Consider the following 21,801-nt stretch of genomic DNA (forward strand, 5'->3'; position numbering starts at 1 on the left):
GAAAACTATACGGTATTTTTCCGCTTTTATGGTTAAGCTGATAGATGAAAATTCTTAAAGATTTAAAAAAAACTGAGATATGAAAGCATGATATTTGAGTATTTAAAGAAATTACCCTTTTATGACAAAACATGGTTTCAGTTTGTATTATTTGTCATTCGGCGTTTTGAAGCAGACCGCTGTCGTGAGCAGGCTGGCTCCCTGACCTATACCACGCTGTTTGCAGTCGTGCCTATGCTGACTGTATTTTTGGTGATTATTTCATCCATCAAAGCACTTGAACCTGCCCGTCAGCAGTTACAGCAACTGATTTACAGCAATTTTCTGCCTAAAACCACCATTGCCTTTGACAAAGCATTCAGCGCCTTTACTGAAAAATCCAGTAATTTAACCGTGATCGGTATTCTCTTTCTGTTTGTCACTACTGTTCTGATGCTGACCAGCATTGAAACAGTGTTCAACCGGATCTGGCGTGTACAGGAAACCCGTAACGGTATTGTTGGCTTTATGCGTTACTGGACCATTATTTCACTCGGTCCTATTTTACTGGGCAGTGCTTTTGTCATTTCCTCAACGCTTGCCTCTTTAAATGTACTGAGCAACAACTTCGCAGGTTATCAGGTAGATGGCTCTTTTCTGCTGTGGATTATTTCGTTTTCACTGACGGTTCTTGGTTTTTTTATTCTGTACTGGACCATTCCAAACCGCAGTGTTCCCATCCGTGCAGCTGCAGTTTCAGGGCTGTTCAGTGCTGTGATCTTTGAGTTACTGAAAAACCTGTTTGGTTTTATTATGACCAATTTCACCAGTTACACCATTGTCTATGGAGCATTTGCAGCGATTCCCATTTTTCTTTTATGGATTTTTCTGTCCTGGAATATCGTGCTGCTCGGTGTGGAAATCAGTTATGCACTGACCGCCTTTCATACCGGTAAAATTCAGACCCGCCATCCTGTTCTGATGATGCTGGATGTACTGGAACTGTTTTATAAAAAGCAGAAAACCGGTGAAACAGTTTCCGATGCCGAAGCCCTGGATATACTGGGTCGTGGTGAAATTGGGCGGTGGCCATCCTATGTGCGTCAGCTGGAAAAACAGAATCTGGTACAGCGCACCGACAACAATGAATATGTGCTCGCCCGAAACCTGGATACCGTGGATTTCTGGACCTTTTACAAAGCCCTGCCCTACACTTTGCCACGTCGTGAAGATGTCGGAAACATTCACCCTGATGATGTATGGATGCAGCGCATCGGTCCTGCGCTGATTGATGCGGATGATTATCTTGCGGCTAAACTGTCCGTACCGCTTTCCACCATTTTAGAAGATAAATAAAAAAACGGCTGAACAGATGACTGAATCATTCAGCATCTGTTCGGTTTCAGCTTCGACGACGGAACCAGCTCTGCATACTCACCACAAGCACCCCTGCCATCACCAGGGCTGTCCCGATAATAAAATTCATTTCGATACTTTCTTTTAAAAAGATCACGCCAAAAAGCATTCCAAAAATAGGGGTCATAAATGAAAATACCCCTAGTCGGTTTGCCAGATAATTCCGAAGTAGCCAGAACCACAGCATAAAGCTGATAAAAGAAACAATCACCGTATGAAAAACCAGGCTGCCAATCGCCAGTGCTGTCCAGTGAATGCCTGCCTGCCCCATCAAAAATGCCAATGGCAGCAGGAAAATACAGCCACCCACCAACTGATAAAACAGTGTCTGAGTTGGATGTGCATCGGACAGTTTTGTCAGACGCAGTGAGATGGTCGTCAGTGCCCAGAAGATACCTGCAAGCAAAGCCAGACTATCCCCGAACAGCTGCTGTGGCAGTACCTGCATGCCACTGGTTTCACGCCCCATAAACGTCACCACAATGCCTAGAAAAGCAATCAAAATCCCCATCCACTGCAACAGGGTCAGCCTTTCTGAAGGCAGTTTCCAGTGTAACCCCAAAGCAACGAAAATCGGTGCTGTATACAAAAGAACGACTGTATGTGATGCGGTGGTATAACGTAATGCTTCAGCCACAAGAAAAAATTCGGCTGAAAACAGAAATGCAATCCATATCCCAGGGATCAGATAAGTTCTGGTAAGCAGTGTTGTCCCCTGCTGAAGCTGAATCAGAGGATAGACCATCAGTGCTGACAGACCCGACCGGACAGCAATCTGCATGACCGGAGAAATATCAGGAGCAGCCATTTTCAGCACCACCTGCTGTAATCCCCAGATCATGCACAATGCCACCATAATGCCGGATGCCTTTGCATCCAGGGCTTTTCGCACGTCCACAGCACGACCTTCTTTTAAAAAATTACACTGCACTATAACGCTGTCAGATTTACAGGATATAATTCAAAACAGATAACACATCTTCTTATTCAGGCAAACTGTCTTCATGAAAGTCCGCCATACCCATCAACAGCTGCATCGGCTGACAAATAACGATGAGATTGTTGCACCCCTCTGGCTGAACATCCGCCACGACCCTGCCCAATCCATCTATCCCCTTCATGGGCATGCATGGGGCGAATTCATCTATGCATTCAACGGGGTGATGGAGGTAAACATTGAGCAGATTGATTACATTACTCCTCCACCGTATGGCATCTGGCTCCCACCGCATATTCAGCACAGTGGACTGAACCGGACGTCAATTACCCATGCAACACTGTATGTACATGAAAGTCTCTGTAATGCACTTCCGGCACATCCAGGTATTCTGCTGACGACTCCACTAGTGACCTCAATACTGCAACATATTCTGCAGAACCCTTCAGATGAAACCGACCCGGCTTATACACGGTTGCTGTATGTCATGCTTGATCAGTTACGCCAGGCGCAGGTTATCAGCAGTTATCTGCCCCATACTTCACATGCTGCACTGAAACAGATTCTGGACTATCTGCATCAGAATCCTGCGGATAACAGCTCACTTGAAGCACTCGCCCGTACAGTCAATATGACCGAGCGGACACTCGCAAGACACTGTCAAAAAGAACTGGGCATGTCGCTGAATGAATGGAGACAGCGCCTGAAAGTCATGAAAGCCATGACCATGCTGAATGAAGCAAGGAAAATTGAGAGCATTGCGCTGGATCTGGGCTATGCCAATGCATCTGCTTTTATCAATATGTTCAAACGCTGGATGAATATTACCCCTGATCAGTTCCGTAAACTGAGACAGCTCTGAACAGCAAAATTCAAGGCAAAAAAAAGCGACCTGAAGGTCGCTTTTTAAAATCTGAAGCTTTATTCGCTGACAAATGCAATATCAGTCAGTCCTGCTTCACTTGCACGGGACATGACCTGTGCAACCGTATCATAACGTGACTCTTTGTCTGCACGTAGCTGAATCGGTGGTTTGCTGGACTGCTGCCCTGCTTCATCCAGGCGCTTCTTCAGTTCATCCATACTGATGACCTGAGTTCCCCACGCCACTTCACCCTCAGCATTAATACTGATGGTGACCGCCTCCTGAGGAGGCTCAACCACTTCTGCGGTTGTTTTTGGCAATGTTAATGGAATTGATGGGTTGGCAACGGTTGCAGTCACCAGAAAGATGATCATCAAAACCAGCATAATATCGATCAGAGGAATGAGGTTCATCTCATTCATTCCTGCATCGTTATCTTCACCCAACTGAAAAGCCATTAAACCTGACCTCCAACCAGACTGTCAGAAGATGTTTTGACATCTGCTTTCTGAGCCGTTGAATCCTGTTGCAGCATCGTGTCAATCAGCAGGCTATGTGCCTGATCCTGTAACTCGTTGCTGAGTGTACGGTTAAAACGGACACAGATGTTGTAGGCAAGTACTGCTGGAATTGCCACCGCAAGACCCAGCCCCGTCATGATCAGTGCTTCACCCACTGGCGTTGCAACCTGAGCCAGACCCGCCTGACCGCTTTTACCCACAGCAACCAGGGCATGGAAAATACCCCATACTGTACCGAACAGACCCACGAAAGGCGCAATTGAAGCAATCGTACCCAGAACAGAAACACCTTTTTCAGCATTTGCTTTTTCTGCAGCAATCTGACGAAGCAGCGCCTGTTCAGCAACGGCTTTACGCTGTTCAAAACTTAAAGGAGAAAACTTCGCCTTTAATTTATTCAGTGCATCTGCAAGACGGATATAAGCCACCTGCTTTAACTGACGAGTACCCATCAATCTCAGAACAAAGATGGTCCATGTCGCAATCGACATTGCCAGCAATACGAAATACAGCGTTTTACTCACTGCATCAGCATGTTGCCAGTAAACTGAAAAGTTCATACACGAACTCCTGAAATGTTAATTTTGGGTATTCAATTCAAATTCCAGTGGAAGCGTTGTTGTCAGAATCCCACCACCTTTGACAGGTCTGAATTTACTGTAACGCACGCTTCTCAAAATCTTTTCATCAAAGGCAGAAACACCTGAAGAACTGGCTATTCTTGCACTGTTGATCTTGCCCGATGTTCCATCAACCTCAAGTGCAATCAGCATTTTTCTGTTACTTCCTTTGAGGTCTTCATTGGTATATTTAATGGCTGGTTTTCTTGACCAGTCGAGTTCACCCAAACTGACCACCCGTGGTGTTTTCGACTCACGGTCTGCGCGTTCACGGTCAGCCCGATCCCGTTCAGCTTTATCACGCGCAGCCTGCTCTCGTGCCTGTTGCTCTCTGAGTTCCTGCTCACGCTTTAACTGATCCTGACGTAACTGTTCTGCCTGACGCTGCTGATCCAGCTTCTGCTGTTCCTGCTTCTGCTTTTCTTTTATATCTTCCTGATGCTTTACATCAGATGCCGGCTTAGTCACCTTCTGCGAAATAATTTTTGGTTTCACAACAGGCTTCGGCTCAACCTTTTTCTCTACCGGTTTTGGTTTCGGTTTCGGCATGACAGGAGGCGGTGGTGGTGGCGGAATGTCCTGTTTAATTTTGACAAAACGCACCTGTACAGGTTTTTTCTCTATAGGTTTAAGTTCAGCCATTTTCATATGACTGACTGCCCATAGCACGCCCATATGTCCAATCACAACAGCAACAAGTGCAGCTACGACTTTCTTTTTCATCGAATTTGGATCTTGCATAGCGGGTGTGGGAGAATAGCTCATTTAAAATCTGATACCTGAACTGCTGCTTATTATTCAAATAAACAATCAGTTTCATTGGTTGGCACAATTAAGGTAACGCAATAATAAATGAGAAGTGTTTTCATTTGCAACTATTAATTGCACTGTTTTTATGAGTTTTTTGAATGAGTCACACAAAAGAGGCATACCAGATGTATGCCTTTTAAAATAAAGAAATCAGTCGATCTTACTGGAATACAACCGTTTTATTACCATCCACAATGATACGGTCTTCAAGATGCCACTTCACCGCACGGGCAAGTACATTACGCTCTACATCCTGTCCAAGTTCACGCAGCTGCTCGACGGTAAAGTCATGGCTGACACGCTCTACATCCTGCTCAATAATCGGCCCCTGATCCAGATCAGCCGTCACATAGTGTGCCGTTGCCCCAATCAGTTTCACACCTTTTTCATACGCCTGTTTATATGGGTTTGCACCAACGAATGCAGGCAGGAATGAATGGTGGATATTGATCACTTTCATTTCCCACTTCTGTACAAATTCTTCATCCAGAATCTGCATATAACGGGCAAGAACAAGCAGATCATTACCTTGCATCAGCTCATCAATCTGTGCATAAGCTTCACGTTTATTTTCTTTTGTAACAGGTACAACTTCAAACGGAATACCAAAGTTTTCCACGGCTTCACGCAGATCAGGATGGTTGGAAACCACTTTAGTGATCTCACACGCCAGTCCACCACGTGAATGACGCCACAGCAATTCAAGTAAGGCATGATCCACTTTAGAGACCAGAATACCGACTTTTTTCACGTCACTGACCAGAGAAAGACGCCATTGCATCTCATAACGTTCAGCCACATTGGACGCAAAAGTCTGGAGCAGGCTTTCACGACGGCTCTGTAAATTATCCAGTTCAAACTCAACACGCATGAAATAACGTCCACCCTGAGCTTCAGTCGCGTATTGATCCAGTGCGGTAATGTTTGCGCCCTGATGGTACAAAAAGCTGGAAACAGCCTGCACAATACCAGGTTTGTCCTCACAGGTAATCAGTAAACGTGCTGTATTAGCAGTGGTCATATTCATGTTGGTTTATATCACTAATCGGTTAATTAAAAAAACAAGGCAAATATTCTACTCTGTTTCAGGTTTTTTGAAACAGAATTATTCCTCTGTATCGTTATTACGCGATGCAGAAAGACAGGCAAACAGTTCAGACGGTCCAAATGTTTCCATTAAATGCTCATAGGTTGCACGGCTTTCACCACGCAGATATGCACCCTCAAGGAACACCATCTGTCTGAGTGCCTGCCAGACCCACTTCTCTTCAAGATGGTTGGAGTCCACGATATGACCCGACATATACAGGAAATTGGTCCAGTTGGTCAGCACAATCCAGAGGTTGATAATCAGTGCCTCAATTTCAGAAGATGTCATCTGCATCAGACCTGCATCCACAAATGCCTGATAGATTTTCTGACCCTGCTGCATGACCTTGCCCGCAAAACGTGGGTACATCTTACGGAAATCTTCGTTATTTTCCACCAGATGATAAACATCACGGTGCAGAAAGCGGTAAGCCCATAACTGGCTGCTCAGCACCTGAAAATAACGGATCTTATCATTGGCATCGAGCAGACGGTCATCTGGCAATGCAAGCATTTCCAGTGTTTCCTGCTGATACTGCTCCATCAGCTCTTTGATGATTTCATTTTTATTTCTGAAGTGATAGTACAGATTCCCCGGACTCATACCCAGTTCTGCTGCAATATGATTCGTAGTAACGGAACGTTCACCACGCTCATTAAACAGCTGCAGACTGAGTTGCAGAATTCGTTCTTTCGTTTTAACCGTTTTGGAGTGAGACATCCTGAACTAACCATTTTCCAAGTGTCAGATGAGTGACACATAAAGTAACTTGACTCTTTAGAGTAAATACTCTAAAAAATAATTCAATCGCTTTTTATTAAATGGTAACACGTCATGAACAGTCAAACAAAAACAACTTCAATGACACCGCATGCACTGGACAGTCAGATGCTGGGAATTCTTGAGCAGCAGAAGTTTGCCTATCAGCGTTACCCGATGCCAACAGCAAAGGAACGTATTGATCGTCTGGCACGACTGAAAAAAATACTTGTGAAATATCAGGATCAGATTGCAGAAGCCATTAATCAGGATTATGGCAACCGCTCTATTGCAGAAACCAAAATTGGTGAACTGCTGACCTGCCTTGAACATATCAAATATTACAGTAAAAATCTAACCGGCTGGATGAAGCCTTCCAAACGTCACATCGGTATTATTCACCAGCCAGCAAAAGGATGGGTTCAGTATCAGCCTCTTGGTGTTGTAGGCATTATCACGCCATGGAACTATCCTCTACTGCTGTCTATGGGTCCTCTGATCTGTGCGCTGGCTGCGGGTAACCATGCCATGATCAAAATCTCCAGCGCCTCTGCCAATTTTGGTCGGGTCATTGAAAATGCACTGTCTGAAGCTTTTCCACAGGAACTGGTTGCAGTCATCAATGGCGGTGGGGCTGTTTCTGATGCATTCTGTCGTCTGGCTTTTGACAAAATGATTTTTACCGGTTCAACCAATGTCGGTAAAACCGTCATGGCGGCGGCAGCTGAAAACCTGGTTCCTGTTATTCTGGAGCTGGGAGGCAAATCACCTGTTCTGGTTCACCCTTCAATTGATCTGCATGATGTCGCACAGCGCCTGGCTGTCGGTAAATTATGGAATGCCGGTCAGACCTGTGTTGCACCGGATTACATGTTCCTGCCTAAAGGCAAGACAGCTGAATTTACTGAACACTTCAGAAACTGTGTTCAGCAGATGTATCCATCCATTCAGAACAACCCTGACTATACCTCGATTATCAATGACAAACAGTACAACCGTTTGCAGGGGTATCTTGAGGATGCACGCAATCAGGGTGCAACCCTCACTGAAATCAATCCAAAGCATGAAGACCTGAGTGGTGTCCGCAAAGTTGCACCGACATTGCTGAGCAATGTGACCCCTGATATGGACATCATGAAGAATGAAATCTTCGGTCCGGTACTTCCAATCATGGAATATGATCAAATAGACGATGTTATTGACTTTATTAATAGCCGTCCACGTCCACTTGCTTTATACTACTTCGACTTTGATCAGGCGCGTGCAGATTATGTTGCACAGCGTACTCATTCAGGGCATTTCGGACAGAACACGGTTTTGACCCATGTCGCACAGGACGATTTACCATTTGGTGGCGTTGGTGCATCAGGTATGGGGAAATATCATGGTCCAGAAGGTTTCTTCAGTTTGTCGCATGAACGGTCAGTGATGTCGAATCCCAAGTTATACAGCTTGAAATTCATTCTCCCACCGTTTAACAAACCGATTCACAAGTTGATTTCAAAGACCCTTCTTCGCTAAATGATCAAGGCATGACCTATCGCACAGGTTCATGCCCAGTTTTAATGAAAATCGCTTGTCTTTTAAGCGCATTTTTGGTATAAAACGCCCCTTGAATGATTTCATCCGTTTACTTAATAACTAGCTGCACAATCTGTGTTGTCTAGCAATGGAGTTCACCATGTCTAAGGTTTGCCAAGTTACCGGCAAGCGTCCAGTCGTTGGCAACAACGTCTCGCACGCCAATAACAAAACCAAACGCCGGTTCGAGCCGAACCTGCATCACCACCGTTTCTGGTTAGAAAGCGAAAAACGTTTCGTACGTCTTCGTCTAACTACAAAAGGTATGCGTATTATCGACAAATTGGGTATCGAAAAGGTTGTTGCTGACCTGCGTGCTCAAGGTCAAAAGATCTAAGGAGTCACAGCAATGCGTGATAAAATTCGCCTGGTTTCTTCAGCTGGTACAGGTTATTTCTATACCACTACTAAGAACAAACGTACTATGCCGGAAAAAATGGAAATCAAAAAATTTGATCCAAAAATCCGTCAGCACGTGATCTTCAAAGAAGCGAAAATCAAATAATTTTGGTTTTCTTAAAAAAAACGACCTCTCTGGTCGTTTTTTTTTGCACTTTTTTTATTCAGCTTGTTAAAATTTCTGAGACTTTTCTGGCATTTTTTGTGCTTATGTTTTCACCTTAATCATTACTTAAGGAGCCTTTAGTGCCTCATGACGTAGATCTGATTATATTACTTGCCGCAGGTTTTGGCTTAGCCCTTGTTTTTGGCTATTTTGCTGCCCGTCTACGCCTCCCCCCTCTGATTGGATATCTGATCGCAGGAATTATCATCAGCCCAAATACGCCTGGTATAGTTGGTGATATTCAGCTGGCAAACCAGCTCGCTGAACTGGGCGTGATGTTCCTGATGTTTGGCGTAGGTATGCACTTTTCGTTAAATGATCTGATGCAGGTCAAACGGATTGCTTTACCTGGTGCAATTTTACAGATTGCTGTAGCAACACTGCTCGGAATAGCTGTTTCCATGCTCTGGGGATGGAGTTTTGGCTCTGCCCTGGTCTTTGGTCTCAGTCTGTCCTGTGCAAGTACAGTCGTCTTACTCAAAGCTTTGGGTGACAGAGGTTTACTCAATTCTGTAAATGGTAAAATTGCCGTTGGCTGGTTACTGGTTGAAGATCTGGTCATGGTACTGGTGCTGGTACTGTTACCTGCAACTGCGGTTCTGTTGGGTGGCAAGGCACTCACTGACAGCTCTGCAACGCAGAATATATGGCTGACACTGGGCATCACACTCCTGAAAGTTACCGGCTTTATCGCATTCATGCTGATTGTGGGTAAAAGACTTGTCCCATTAATCATGCAGTTTGTTGCCCGTCTCGGATCACGTGAACTGTTTACTCTGACAGTGGTTGCAGCCGCGGTCTCCATTGCATTTGGTGCATATAAAGTCTTTGGTGTTTCTATGGCACTGGGAGCATTCTTTGCAGGGATGGTGGTTAAAGAATCAGACTTCAGTCACCGTGCTGAGGAAGAAACACTGCCTTTACGCGAAATTTTTTCCATCCTGTTCTTTGTCTCTGTCGGTATGCTGTTTGACCCACGCATTCTGATTGATGATCCAATCCATGTTCTGGCAGTGGTTGCCATTATTATGATTGGTAAAACCATTGCAGCTATGGCACTGGTTCTGTTTTTCCGCTATCCGCTCAACACCGCTTTAACTGTAGGCGCAAGCCTTGCACAGATCGGTGAGTTCTCCTTCATTCTTGCCACACTGGGTGTCTCACTCCAGCTGTTATCCCTGGAAGGTCAGAACCTGATTCTGGCTGGTGCCCTGATTTCCATTACCCTGAACACGTTCATTTTCTCTGCAATTGAACCTGTGCAGAACTGGATACGTGAACGCTCACATCTGGCACGCTTACTGGAACGCAGTGGTGACCCACTGGCGATGTTACCGGATGAAGTCTCACAGGATTACCTGCGTGATCAGGTGGTGATTATTGGGCATGGTGAGGTCGGTCGCCGTATTACCCGCAGCCTGATGTCTGAAAATATTAAAGTCGTGATTGCAGAAGAAAACCGGGAAATCGTGGAAGACCTGCGTGAAAAAGGCATTGCCGCAGTCAGCGGTGTGGCAACCGAAGCTGGCGTCCTGATTCAGGCACATATTCAGCATGCCCGCCTGTTGGTGATTTCACCTATGGATATCATTGATATTCATCGTATCGTTGATATTTCAAGAACACTCAACCCACAGATTCAGGTACTGGTCTGTGCTGAAAGTAAAGAAGAAGCTGAAGTGATACGCAAAGAAGAAATTGGTGAGGTCTATTTTGCCAAAGAAGAAATGGCGAAAAATATGACCAATCATATTCTGAATCAGATTCAGATCGCACACCATCAGTCACCTACGCATTAACCTGTTACTAAAAACAAAAAACGCACCTTCTGGTGCGTTTTTTCAATGAAACAACTCAGCTCATATACTGTGGTTTTTCATCCACAATTTCAGCCTGAAGCTGATCCATCTGTTTTTCCAGCAAACCAAACAGGGCTGCCTGAATCATATGCTGTGCAACCACTGCTGTCTGATCACCAAGCAATGCCTTCACTTCGTCATTAAACTGAATTTTGACCAATGGCTCTTTTTCAGAATCAGCATTTCTCAATGCCAGTTCACCGCCCTCCAGCTGAACCAGTTCCAGAATCGCTTCCTGGCTGCCAAATAATTCTTTCAATTGTTCTATAGACATAAATCCTCCATGTTCAACATGGTGACAAAGAGCAGGACACTTTGTGTGACTGAGAATACTGATATCGGGGCAATTTTCTAAAGTTCAAGGGTTCCCCCTCTGCTTAGAATTCCACCATTTCATTTCTGAATCCATCAATCAAATGAGTCAGCTCACGGTGCCATTCCCGCAGGATTTTTGTATCAGGTAACCATGCCTGCGGTGTCTGTGTCACTTTAATAATCAGGTTGGATGATGTTTCATCTTCAGGTTCTGGCGCACTTGGCTCGGGTGTGTACTGACACATTCTGTATGCCCGTTTAAGTTCAGCAATAAAACCCTGCTTTGCCAGTTGCTGCATCACAGCAACTTCAGGTGACACCTGCCCTTTGGCCGCCATATTTTCTTCAATGGATTTCAGCGTTGGCGTCATATCGTTCAGGCGGTAGTAACGCACCAGTTCCTGTAAAAAGGCAAGTACAGCACCATGCAGATGAAATACTGCAGCTTCACGATGTGCCTGTGACTGCTGAATATGTTCAATCTGTTCCGCCTGCTGACAGGAAAGTCTGGCAAAATAAAGCTTCTGATTGGTACGGTCTGCATGAAAACGGGCAACACGGGACATGAGTATTTCCTAAAAATTCTGGCGTCTATGACGTAAAAGTCTGCGTTGCTTCAGCCCATCATACAGACTGAACCGATGATTCAGCAGACCCTGTAAGCTTAATCTGTATTAAACCGAATACACAATAAAAATTATTCATGATCAATTTCCACCGTATAGATTTTCCGTTTAGCAATAACAGAAACAGGTGGGTCAAGTGGACGAACCCTGGTGATCACCCATGCCCAGTAAGTACCACATGCTGCTTCCAGTTCATCTTCACGCCAGGGATGAACCGATTCAATATCCACCAGTGCGACCGCCAGACCGGTATCTTCATCCCCCTCCTGTCTCAGGTAATGATGATTTTCCACGATCAGCAAATCTTTCATCGGCACATGAGGCGGACACCATGAACGTATTTCCAGCGTCTTTAATCCCTGTACAATTTTAGAACCACCTGGTGAGACGATCGACAAAGCAGAATATTGTTTTTTCATTTACAGTTCTTAAATCAAGTACTTCAGGGTTTCAATATATACCGACAGCAATATTCTCAGGCAATAAAAAAGGAGCATTTCTGCTCCTTTTCAATGTCGTGTACTCAGTTTAAGCTTTTGGTTTTTCTTCCGCAGCTTTCACACGAATCCCACATCCTTTCACTTTCAGCGTATTTAAACCTTTGATTGCTTTAATCGCTTCACGTGGATTTGTCATTTCAACAAACCCAAAGCCTTTGGATTTGCCTGACTCAGCATCCATCACAACTACCGCAGACTCTACAGCACCAAAAGGTTTAAACAGCTCAAGTAATTCAGCTTCTGTGATCGAACGCTCAAGGTTACGCACTAAAATTTTCATGATCAAACCTGTAATATCTTCCACATAGTTTAATCCAGATCTATACCAAAATCTAAATTAATCGCCTGACGTTCGATCAAGGCACTTTTTACTGTCTGCTGACGGGGACGGTAATGCGTTTCCGTAGTACATAAAATGCGGCTCAGATCATTCAGAAAATAACTTTCGATCTTACGCCCCTGCTCATCCACCTGATCTTTTGCCCACAGACTCAGATTCTGCTTAGTCAGAATCAGCTCATTCTGCGCCCGTGTCAGTGCCACATACAGCACACGGCGTTCTTCCTCAACTTCGTCAAAGTTACCTTGCGCACGTGCATGTGGGTACTGTCCTGCGGATACATTCGCTACATAACAGACTTTCTGTTCAGTTCCCTTTGCTGAATGAATGGTAATGAGTGTGACCACATCATCCTGTGACTGACGCTCAATCTCGGAAATGGACACAGGATCGAGCACATATTCTTCCAGGAACTCACTCAGCTGAGCATGTTTTGAAGCCAGCTGTTTGACCAGCTCAAAGTCTCCGACCCGTTTATGCCAGTCTTTTTTGGCATAATTTTCTTCCAGCTGCTGCACAATGGCTTCCACACCCAGTCGGACACAGGCTTCCACTTCTGTTTTCAGTACCTGCATCTGTTTCATAATGAGCAGTGTATTTTCTGGAATACGTCCAAATTTTTCCAGTTTCAGCATCAGCTGATCAAAGTCAGCTTCCAGTAATAACTGCTGCGCGAGTTTGCTGGCACTGACATCCCCCACACCATTCCACAGCGTCAGAAAACGCATCCAGGCGATATCATCCATTGGGTTGGCAACAACACGCAGCAAACTGAGTAAATCCTTCACATGCGCTGTTTCCAGCAGTTTCATGCCCCCAATAAAACGATAGGGTACATTCGCCTGAATAAAAGCCGCCTCAATATGACGTGCTGCAAAAGCTGAACGCACCAGCACCATGTGATCATTCCATGATGCACTTTCAAGCAGATGCCGCTCCTTGATATCAATCGCAATCCATTTCGCTTCATCAAACTCATTCGGGAAAACATGAAGACGAGGTGCTATACCCTCTCCACGGTACGCTTCGAGTTTTTTGTCATAATGAATCGGGCTTTGATCGAGCAACCAGTTGGACAGGTCCAAAATTTCCTGGGTGGAGCGATAGTTCTTTTCCAGTTTATGGACAACGGCATCGGGTACACGGTCTTTGAAATGGTGAATATTTTCAAAATCTGCACCACGAAAGCCGTAGATGGACTGTGCGTCATCGCCCACGCAGAACAGACTGGTCTGATCTTTTAAAGGCTCAAGAATTGCCCACTGCAAGGGATTGGTGTCCTGCATTTCGTCCACCAGCATGTGCTGACACAGCCCTGCCACATACTCACACAGCCCTTCAGACTGCGCCAGTGCAGAAGCGACCACAGCCAGGATATCATCGTAATCAAGAAAGTGACGTGCCCGCTTCCGAGCCTCGTATTCCTTCATAATCTCTGCAATCTGATCTTTATATTCCAGAAATTCCGGATGCTGTTTTTCCAAGGAAAGACTCAGTTTCTGACGGGTGTTCCGCGCATAGGAATAGACATCACAAAGCTGCTGGGGTTTTGGCAAGGCGTTAGGATTTTTTTTATCATCCTTACCACGGATCAGACGGAACAGCATGAGCTGATCATCCCGATCAATAATGGAAAACTGTTCCAGTCCAAATGCCTTAGGCACACGGCGCAGTAAATACATACAGAACGTATGGAACGTGGAAGCACGTAAACCTTTGGCTTCATCGCCCAGCGCCAGTTCCACCCGTGCGACAATTTCACTCGCTGAACGGCGGGTAAAGGTCAGAATCTGAATCTGGTTTGCCGGAACACCCTGGTCTATCAGATAGGCTGCCCGCGCCACAATGGTTTTGGTTTTGCCACAACCTGCCCCTGCAAGTACCAGACTGTGCTTTGCCTCTGTAGTGGCAGCCTGTTTCTGTTGCGGGTTCAATTCATTTATCAGCTGGGCTAAACTCATTTTTACTCATCAATTTGCGAATGGCGTTAGTTTAGCAGACCTGTCTTTTAAAAATGACTTTTCCTTTTCATTCGTTTACAGGATTAATCTGGCAATATTTTCACAGCTCCTTTCCAGATTCTTTTCTCCATTTTTCAATGCTGTCTGCAGATCACAAGCACCATCAACGATGCCAAAAATCGCAGTAAAGCCCTTATCGTACAATTCTTCAATGCCTTCACCGACATAACCTGCCAGAGCAATTACAGGTGTATTGAAACGCTTGGCAACTTGCGCCACACCAAATGGTGTTTTACCAAACTTGGTCTGAAAATCTATGCCACCCTCACCTGTCAGCACATAATCAGCCTGGACTATTTTGTCTGCCAGCTGCGTTTCTTCAATCACGATTTCCACACCTGAACGGATTGTCGCACCTGCAAAAGCCATCAGACCAAAACCCAAACCACCTGCTGCCCCTGCCCCCGCAACATTCTGTTGATCAATCTTTAAAGTGGATTCAACCAGAGCAGCAAAATGCTTTAAATTCTGATCCAGTGTTTCCACCATTTCAGGGCTTGCACCTTTCTGTGGTGCAAAAACATGGGAAGCACCATTTTCACCACACAGAGGATTATTCACATCACTGGCAATCATGATTTCAGTCTGCTTTAAACGTGAATCCAGTTCTGAAAGATCAATTTGAGTCACCTGATTCAACTGACCACCGCCCACTGCCACAGGCTGTCCATGATCATTCAGGAAGCTGACACCCAATGCCTGAGCCATGCCTGCACCCGCATCATTGGTCACACTCCCCCCCAGACCAATAATAATTTTCGAAACACCCAGATCCAGCGCAGCACTGATCATTTCCCCTGTGCCAAAGGTCGATGTAAATAATGGGTTACGCTGAGATTTTTCAATCAGATGAATACCATTGGCGAGTGCCATTTCTATTACAGCGGTTTGATCATTTTCAATCAAACCGAAATATGTCTGAATTTTCTGACTGACTAATGGTCCTGAAACTTCAACTGCAACTTTTCGCCCATTTCTCGCTGCCACTAACGCATCCACTGTTCCCTCGCCACCATCTGCCATAGGAACATGAATAAACTCCGCATCGGGTATCACTTTCAGAATGCCGCTCTGCATAGCATGGCAGGCTTGCACAGCAGTCATGCTTTCTTTGAAAGAGTCAGGGGCGAGGACAAAACATTTTGACATTTAATTTTCAAGCGTTACTGATTCAAAAATTAACATAACGACTTTTTACACATAGATAAACTGATAAATAATTTCTAAAGCTAAAGAAGTGATGAATATGGAACGAGTCAATTTAGGAAAAACAGCACCTGAACTGTATAAAACTGTCCTTGAACTTGAAAATCTATCCATGCAAAAAGTGAAACAGGCAGGTCTGGACTCAGGTTTTTCACATCTTTTAAAATTACGTGCTTCACAGATTAACCAGTGTGCTTTCTGTGTCCGTATGCACACCCAGGATGCAATCAAAGCAGGTGAATCCATTGATCGGATTACCTTGATCAGTGCATGGCGGGAAAGTCAGTATTTTTCAGAAAAAGAACGCGCAGCACTGGTTCTGATTGAAGAAATCACCCTGATTGCACAACAGCATTTTCCTGATGAAGCCTATACAGCTGCAAAAAAAGTGCTGAATGATGATGAAATTACAGCGATTGAATGGATCGCCATTGTGATCAATACCTGGAATCGCATTGCCATTTCAAGTCAGTATCAGGTCAGACTATAAAGATTACTTTTATCTTTATCAAAGTACAGACCCTATCAGCGCTGAAATTTCAGCAGAATAAATAAAAATGCCCAGCGACTGACTGGGCATTTTTATTATTTACAAGTCATCAATGGCTTGCAGGTGGTATATTCTTAATTGCGGCAGCAAAAGTCAGATAATTGACCCCCTGAAACAGAATATCCACACCCAGAAACAACCCCAGTACCCAGAAAGGTGAATCGGGTGTTGCCAGAATCATGACACCGGTGATCAGCGTCAGTATGCCTGAAAATAACGTCCATCCCCAGCCATGCATTGGCTTCAGCATAAAAGCATTAATAATCCGGATAAATCCTGCGATCAGCAAAGCCACAGCCAGCAGGTTGGTCAACACGACAGCCGTTGTCACAGGTGCCTTAAATGCATAATAACCTGCCCCGATATACAACAGCCCAAACAGCGCCCATAGCCAGCGCAATCCACCATCAAATATTTTAAAAGCCGCAATCAGATGTAATACACCACCGATCATCATCAGCACGCCAAACAGCATGACGACCGTTAATGTCGCAAAGCCGAGTGATCCCAGTAAAACCAGTCCAAAAATAACCAGTATTGCCCCAAGCAATAAATACCACTTTCTGTTTTCATGAAGTTGATGGCGAATCAGATCGTTTCCCACTGTACGCATATTTTTCTCTTCGTTGTCATGCACCTGCTTTATTGTTGCGCTGTTTCAACAGGCTGTCTGTATAAAAACTGCATCTGAACAGGTACAAAATATGGCTCCAGCTACAGGCAGCCCGTCTTATTTCAGCCAGCCCATTTCCTGAGCCGTCAGCGTACTGATCATGGTATCTTCGAGTTTTGAAGGGGTAATACTTTTTTGATTACTCAGCGGAATATAGCCACCCATCAGTTCTGCACGTTTCTGAGGGAACAACGGTTGCTGATCAGGGGCTGCATAACCTTCAGGAAAAACTGGCTGCCCTGTCTGCATGCTGTATTTGTCTGTTGCTCCAAAAGTATGCATCAGCTCATGCAGCATCACCACTTTATTTGAACCACTGTGCCTGCCTGACGCAAACAGATTGACCGAACCAATTTTACCCCGCTGTAAAGCCACAGAGTGTTTTAAAAGCTTCGTCTGCTTAGGGTTATAGTAATTCAGATACAGAGTCACACCCGGACGACCATCTGCACTTTCCTGCTGTCGCCAGGCGTAATAACGGAACTTCAGGCTCCAGATGATCGTATCAGCCATGCTGCCTGTTTCAGGTACCTTAGGTGCCAGCTGATTGATCTGACGCCCCAGCTGAAAATAAATCTGCACAGGATTGCCCCTCAACTGCTGACTCTGACTGAGGATATAATCCTGTGCCTCTATCATATCGACAGCAGACAGTTGCTGAATATAGGCTTGCGTCACTTCACTTCCATCCGCGTTGACAGGATGCAACAGAACAACCACAGGCTTTGTCCAGTCCTGATTCATATCCCGCCAGGCATTCACAGCAACAATCAGTAAAACCACCAGTAAAATAGATACTCTGATTTTTTTCCACATAAACAGGACTCGGCTTAACGTTTAAAACAGCTGGATTTTCAATAATTCAGATGGTTTCCGATGAACAAAATTATCCCAGATATACTGATACAGGAGTCTCTGCCCCCCAAATTCAGCTTTTTCAATTGCCTCCTGCAGACTGAACCAGGCATATTCGCTATGTTCATCATTCAGCACAATCTGCTGATGTTCCGTGCAATACACCAGGAACACAGGAATCATTTCTATTACATTCTGATCAGCTTCATAGAACTGCTCCAGATAATCAGCACTGTACAGCTCGCTTACCTGAACCTGTGTTTCCTCTTTAATTTCCCTCACAATCGCCTGAACAGCGGTTTCAGCCGTTTCAACTTTTCCTGCAATGTGAGACCAGAAATTTCCTTTGACCCGTTTCATCAGCAGAATTTTTATTTCCCCGTCCTGCCTTGAGAGCAGGATCCCAGAAACAATATGTGAACGAACTGGAATGAGCGTTTTTATCATGAATCTATCCTTTTACAGTTCAGTTATGCAGTTCAGTCCATTGTCTTAAAAACAAAAAATGCTAACCGAAGTTAGCATTTTAAACCGACTGAATAATTAAGCTTCAGTCCATTTTCCATCTGTATAAACCAGTGACCATTTGGTCTGTTTACCCTCAGGTGTTTCAGAACCAATATACTGTGCCTGATTCTTACGGCTGAATTTCACCAGGGTTGGATTACCTTCTGGATCCTGATCCGGAGCCTGCAGGATAAACTGATATTTCGGATCCAGCTGATCTGCAACACTGCGCAATTCTGCAACCTTAGGCGCACGTGTTTCACGGACTTTCGGGAACTTACTCGCCGCCAGGAACAGACCTGCTGCACCGTCACGCAGTACAAAGAAGTCATCATGCTTGGTTGAACGTAAATGTTCCATTTTGATCGGGTCTACACGCGGAGGTGCAGGCTGACCACTTTTCAGGACTTTACGGGTATTGTCACAGCTCATGCAGGCAAAATAAGGACCGAAACGACCTGTTTTCAGCTGCATTTCGCCATCACATTTATCACATGGAATGGTTGGACCATCATAACCCTTGATTTTGAACTCACCTTCTTCGAGTTCATAACCATCGCAGTCAGGGTTATTACCACAGATATGCAGTTTGCGACCACCATCAATCACATAACTGTCCATTGCCGTTTCACAGACTGGACAGCGTTTTTTCGACATCAGATCTGCGGTTTCAGCAGCGTCATCATCAGACAGCGCAGCCAGTGATTCAACTGGCGTTAAATTCAGTGTCTCTTTACAGCGTTCTTTCGGTGGCAGGTTGTAACCTGAACAACCCAGGAACACCCCAGTCGTACCTGTGCGAATCTGCATAGGACGCTCGCATTCTTTACAGTGCACAGCTTCCACTTCCACAGGTAAATTACGGCGCATACCGTTTTCACCCTGTGCTGTGGTCAGACGTTTTTTGAAGTCACCATAAAAACTGTTCAGCAGCTCTTTCCAGTTACGCTCACCATCTGCAACTTTATCCAACTGCCCTTCCAGGTCAGCTGTAAAAGCATAGTTCATCAGATTGTTAAAGTTTTCATCCAGACGGTCTGTCACAATCTCGCCCATCTTCTCTGCAAAGAGACGACGGTTATCAAGTTTGACATAGCCACGATCCTGAATGGTGGAGATGATGGCAGCATAAGTCGATGGACGACCAATCCCCTTTTTCTCCAGTTCTTTCACCAGCGATGCTTCAGTAAAACGTGCAGGTGGCTTGGTAAAATGCTGTGATGGGTCGAGTTTTTCAAGTTTAAGAATTTCACCGACTTTTACCGCAGGTAACAGTACATCATCATCAGATTTGTTCTGACCACGGACTTTCGTAAAACCTTCAAAAACCAGTGTACGGCCTTTGGCTTTTAACTCAACGCCATTGGCATCAACCAGAATCGTGGATGATAAATATTCAGCAGGTGTCATCTGACATGCAACAAACTGACGCCAGATCAGGTCATACAGACGCTGTGCATCACGTTCCACACCCACCAGACTGTCACCTTTCAGCGATACTGTGGATGGACGGATCGCTTCGTGCGCTTCCTGTGCTCCTGCCTTATTGCCATAACGGTTCGGTTTGGCTGGCAGATATTTCTCACCAAATTCTGTTTCAATATGGCTGCGTACCATATTCACCGCATCATCACTTAAAAATGTGGAGTCAGTACGCATATAAGTGATGAAACCTGCTTCATACAGACGCTGTGCAAGCATCATGGTTTTTTTCACGGAAAAACCAAGACGTGTACTGGCTGCCTGTTGCAGGGTCGATGTAATGTATGGCGCACTCGGATTGACCTTGGTCGGTTTATCCTCACGGGTCGCAACTTTATAATCTGCACCTTTTAAAACATCCAGCAAAGCATCAGTCTGTGCTTTGTTGCTGAGTTTTAAGGTTTTACCGTTCTGCTTAACGGCTTCAAGACGGATCTCATCTTTGGCAGATTTTGTATCTGCAAAAACCTGCCAGTATTCTTCTGGGACAAACGCGCGGATTTCACGCTCACGTTCCACCACCAGTTTTACTGCAACTGACTGTACACGGCCAGCAGACAGACCACGGGCAATTTTTTCCCACAGTAAAGGGGAAATCATGAAACCTACAACACGGTCGAGAAAACGGCGTGCCTGCTGAGCATTGACTTTATCTATATCCAGACGCGTTGGATGATTAAATGCATCCTGAATGGCATTTTTCGTAATTTCGTTAAAGACCACACGCTGATAACGTGAATCATCACCACCAATGACTTCTTTTAAATGCCAGGCAATCGCTTCCCCTTCACGGTCAAGATCGGTTGCGAGATAGACCTCGTCAACCTGCGAAGCAAGCTTTTTCAGTTCGGCAACGACATGTTCCTTGCCTGGTAAAACTTCATATTTGGCTTTCCAGTCATGTTCTGGATCAACCCCCATACGGTTCACCAAAGCGGACTGGGCTTTTTCAGCCTTCTGAGCTTCAGTCAGTTTTACACGGGGTCCAGCTTTTTTTTCAGCAGATTTGGATGAACCACCTGTAGGCAAGTCACGGACATGCCCCACCGACGATTTCACAATATATTGCGAACCCAGATATTTGTTGATGGTTTTCGCTTTTGCAGGCGACTCCACAATCACTAAGGCACGTTTTTTCCCCGTATCAGGAGCGGTATCTGTGGTGCTTTTGGATGTGGATCGAGGAGCTTTCGCCATAATAAATCGTTTACCCTGTTATTTATGAAATTAAAATTCAGCCAGATGAATCAACAATGCCTTCATGTCGTCAAGCTGCTCGGCTTTCAGGTCAGATTCTTCCTGCCAGTACAGCCCCACGCAGTTTGCCTGCATATCAATAGCATAAATCCCTTTTAATGCAATGGGAAAATCATTAAATTTCTCATCTCCCTGAACGGTTTTGAGTTTTTGATCCTCCACTCTTGCACGCATCAGAGGCAAACGGGCTTCAGGCAACAGAACACTGTAATACGCCACCATACTTGCACGTTTTTCAGTTGCCATCGGTACACGGGTCCATTCAGGTGCTGCAACCAGTCTGGGATGCAATCCCATTTTACGGGCTTTGTCGCGCATGATGCCCAGTGCTTTTTCACGGGGACTGACTTTTAGCCCAAGAACTGAACCCAGTACAAATACGATAACAATAACCGCAACCCAAATACCTGTGTTTTCCATAGTAAAACCTTTCTGACCTTTTATTAGAGTTGCACAAGCGCAATATA

24 protein-coding genes are annotated in these 21,801 nt (G+C 45.0%); 7 read left to right on the top strand and 17 right to left on the bottom strand.

Annotation, left to right across the window (positions count from 1 at the left end; genetic code table 11):
• Positions 1 to 87: 87 nt before the first annotated feature.
• Positions 88 to 1,335, top strand: coding sequence for a YihY family inner membrane protein (locus tag CDG61_RS14880; protein WP_087550525.1), 1,248 nt, complete (start codon positions 88 to 90; stop codon positions 1,333 to 1,335).
• 46 nt (positions 1,336 to 1,381) lie between these two features.
• Here CDG61_RS14880 and CDG61_RS14885 read toward each other — a convergent pair whose 3' ends face one another.
• Positions 1,382 to 2,293, bottom strand: coding sequence for a DMT family transporter (locus tag CDG61_RS14885; protein ID WP_171405651.1), 912 nt, complete (start codon positions 2,291 to 2,293; stop codon positions 1,382 to 1,384).
• Between the two features lie 106 nt (positions 2,294 to 2,399).
• Between CDG61_RS14885 and CDG61_RS14890 the strand changes: the two genes are divergently transcribed.
• Positions 2,400 to 3,194 carry an AraC family transcriptional regulator gene (locus CDG61_RS14890; protein ID WP_087550524.1) on the top strand — a complete coding sequence of 265 codons (795 nt, stop codon included), beginning with the start codon at positions 2,400 to 2,402 and terminating at the stop codon, positions 3,192 to 3,194.
• A 59-nt stretch (positions 3,195 to 3,253) separates the two neighbouring features.
• Here CDG61_RS14890 and CDG61_RS14895 read toward each other — a convergent pair whose 3' ends face one another.
• The 5 genes from CDG61_RS14895 to CDG61_RS14915 form a co-directional block, all read right to left on the bottom strand.
• On the bottom strand, positions 3,254 to 3,655 hold the full coding sequence (locus tag CDG61_RS14895) for an ExbD/TolR family protein (RefSeq protein WP_087513728.1): 402 nt from the start codon (positions 3,653 to 3,655) through the stop codon (positions 3,254 to 3,256).
• Positions 3,655 to 4,278, bottom strand: a complete 624-nt coding sequence (locus CDG61_RS14900; protein ID WP_087550523.1) for a MotA/TolQ/ExbB proton channel family protein — start codon at positions 4,276 to 4,278, stop codon at positions 3,655 to 3,657. The genes CDG61_RS14895 and CDG61_RS14900 overlap by 1 nt, the downstream gene beginning before the upstream one ends.
• A gap of 18 nt (positions 4,279 to 4,296) precedes the next feature.
• On the bottom strand, positions 4,297 to 5,103 hold the full coding sequence (locus tag CDG61_RS14905; RefSeq protein ID WP_228199587.1) for a TonB family protein: 807 nt from the start codon (positions 5,101 to 5,103) through the stop codon (positions 4,297 to 4,299).
• Positions 5,104 to 5,308: 205 nt separating this feature from the next.
• The gene (gene purU / locus CDG61_RS14910; protein WP_087513725.1) at positions 5,309 to 6,175 is read right to left on the bottom strand and encodes a formyltetrahydrofolate deformylase; all 867 of its coding nucleotides are present in this window, start codon (positions 6,173 to 6,175) and stop codon (positions 5,309 to 5,311) included.
• 78 nt (positions 6,176 to 6,253) lie between these two features.
• Positions 6,254 to 6,958, bottom strand: coding sequence for a TetR/AcrR family transcriptional regulator (locus CDG61_RS14915; protein ID WP_087550521.1), 705 nt, complete (start codon positions 6,956 to 6,958; stop codon positions 6,254 to 6,256).
• 114 nt (positions 6,959 to 7,072) lie between these two features.
• On the opposite strand from CDG61_RS14915, the gene CDG61_RS14920 reads away from it, so the two are divergent.
• The 4 genes from CDG61_RS14920 (at position 7,073) to CDG61_RS14935 (ending at position 10,942) form a co-directional block, all read left to right on the top strand.
• A complete protein-coding gene (locus tag CDG61_RS14920; protein ID WP_087550520.1) occupies positions 7,073 to 8,518 on the top strand; it encodes a coniferyl aldehyde dehydrogenase in 1,446 nt (481 codons plus the stop codon).
• A 160-nt stretch (positions 8,519 to 8,678) separates the two neighbouring features.
• Entirely contained in the window at positions 8,679 to 8,915 is a 237-nt protein-coding gene (gene rpmB, locus CDG61_RS14925; RefSeq protein WP_000048256.1) for a 50S ribosomal protein L28, read from the top strand.
• 12 nt (positions 8,916 to 8,927) lie between these two features.
• The gene (gene rpmG, locus CDG61_RS14930; protein WP_001205031.1) at positions 8,928 to 9,083 is read left to right on the top strand and encodes a 50S ribosomal protein L33; all 156 of its coding nucleotides are present in this window, start codon (positions 8,928 to 8,930) and stop codon (positions 9,081 to 9,083) included.
• Positions 9,084 to 9,223: 140 nt separating this feature from the next.
• On the top strand, positions 9,224 to 10,942 hold the full coding sequence (locus CDG61_RS14935; RefSeq protein WP_087550519.1) for a cation:proton antiporter: 1,719 nt from the start codon (positions 9,224 to 9,226) through the stop codon (positions 10,940 to 10,942).
• Positions 10,943 to 10,997: 55 nt separating this feature from the next.
• Here the strand turns inward: CDG61_RS14935 and CDG61_RS14940 are convergent, their stop codons facing one another.
• The 6 genes from CDG61_RS14940 to CDG61_RS14965 form a co-directional block, all read right to left on the bottom strand.
• On the bottom strand, positions 10,998 to 11,276 hold the full coding sequence (locus CDG61_RS14940) for a hypothetical protein (RefSeq protein WP_087513721.1): 279 nt from the start codon (positions 11,274 to 11,276) through the stop codon (positions 10,998 to 11,000).
• A gap of 103 nt (positions 11,277 to 11,379) precedes the next feature.
• Complete coding sequence (locus CDG61_RS14945; RefSeq protein WP_087513720.1) at positions 11,380 to 11,883, bottom strand: DUF6586 family protein; 504 nt, start codon at positions 11,881 to 11,883, stop codon at positions 11,380 to 11,382.
• Between the two features lie 131 nt (positions 11,884 to 12,014).
• Positions 12,015 to 12,362 (bottom strand): ASCH domain-containing protein, encoded by a 348-nt coding sequence (locus CDG61_RS14950; RefSeq protein ID WP_087550518.1) that lies wholly within the window; start codon positions 12,360 to 12,362, stop codon positions 12,015 to 12,017.
• A 109-nt stretch (positions 12,363 to 12,471) separates the two neighbouring features.
• Complete coding sequence (locus CDG61_RS14955; protein WP_087513752.1) at positions 12,472 to 12,723, bottom strand: RNA recognition motif domain-containing protein; 252 nt, start codon at positions 12,721 to 12,723, stop codon at positions 12,472 to 12,474.
• A gap of 29 nt (positions 12,724 to 12,752) precedes the next feature.
• Complete coding sequence (locus tag CDG61_RS14960; RefSeq protein ID WP_087550517.1) at positions 12,753 to 14,744, bottom strand: ATP-dependent helicase; 1,992 nt, start codon at positions 14,742 to 14,744, stop codon at positions 12,753 to 12,755.
• 75 nt (positions 14,745 to 14,819) lie between these two features.
• Positions 14,820 to 15,953, bottom strand: coding sequence for a glycerate kinase (locus CDG61_RS14965; protein ID WP_087550516.1), 1,134 nt, complete (start codon positions 15,951 to 15,953; stop codon positions 14,820 to 14,822).
• A gap of 97 nt (positions 15,954 to 16,050) precedes the next feature.
• On the opposite strand from CDG61_RS14965, the gene CDG61_RS14970 reads away from it, so the two are divergent.
• Positions 16,051 to 16,500, top strand: coding sequence for a carboxymuconolactone decarboxylase family protein (locus tag CDG61_RS14970; RefSeq protein WP_087550515.1), 450 nt, complete (start codon positions 16,051 to 16,053; stop codon positions 16,498 to 16,500).
• Between the two features lie 109 nt (positions 16,501 to 16,609).
• Here CDG61_RS14970 and CDG61_RS14975 read toward each other — a convergent pair whose 3' ends face one another.
• From CDG61_RS14975 to CDG61_RS14995, 5 genes are all read right to left on the bottom strand, one after another.
• On the bottom strand, positions 16,610 to 17,173 hold the full coding sequence (locus CDG61_RS14975) for an HdeD family acid-resistance protein (RefSeq protein WP_087550514.1): 564 nt from the start codon (positions 17,171 to 17,173) through the stop codon (positions 16,610 to 16,612).
• Between the two features lie 117 nt (positions 17,174 to 17,290).
• A complete protein-coding gene (locus CDG61_RS14980; RefSeq protein WP_087550513.1) occupies positions 17,291 to 18,049 on the bottom strand; it encodes a hypothetical protein in 759 nt (252 codons plus the stop codon).
• 21 nt (positions 18,050 to 18,070) lie between these two features.
• A complete protein-coding gene (locus tag CDG61_RS14985) occupies positions 18,071 to 18,535 on the bottom strand; it encodes an NUDIX hydrolase (RefSeq protein ID WP_087550512.1) in 465 nt (154 codons plus the stop codon).
• 96 nt (positions 18,536 to 18,631) lie between these two features.
• Positions 18,632 to 21,274 carry a type I DNA topoisomerase gene (gene topA, locus CDG61_RS14990; protein ID WP_087550511.1) on the bottom strand — a complete coding sequence of 881 codons (2,643 nt, stop codon included), beginning with the start codon at positions 21,272 to 21,274 and terminating at the stop codon, positions 18,632 to 18,634.
• A 30-nt stretch (positions 21,275 to 21,304) separates the two neighbouring features.
• Complete coding sequence (locus CDG61_RS14995; protein ID WP_087513711.1) at positions 21,305 to 21,754, bottom strand: hypothetical protein; 450 nt, start codon at positions 21,752 to 21,754, stop codon at positions 21,305 to 21,307.
• Between the last annotated feature and the right edge of the window lie 47 nt (positions 21,755 to 21,801).

The organism is Acinetobacter sp. WCHAc010052 (assembly GCF_002165295.2).
Lineage (GTDB): Bacteria > Pseudomonadota > Gammaproteobacteria > Pseudomonadales > Moraxellaceae > Acinetobacter > Acinetobacter chinensis.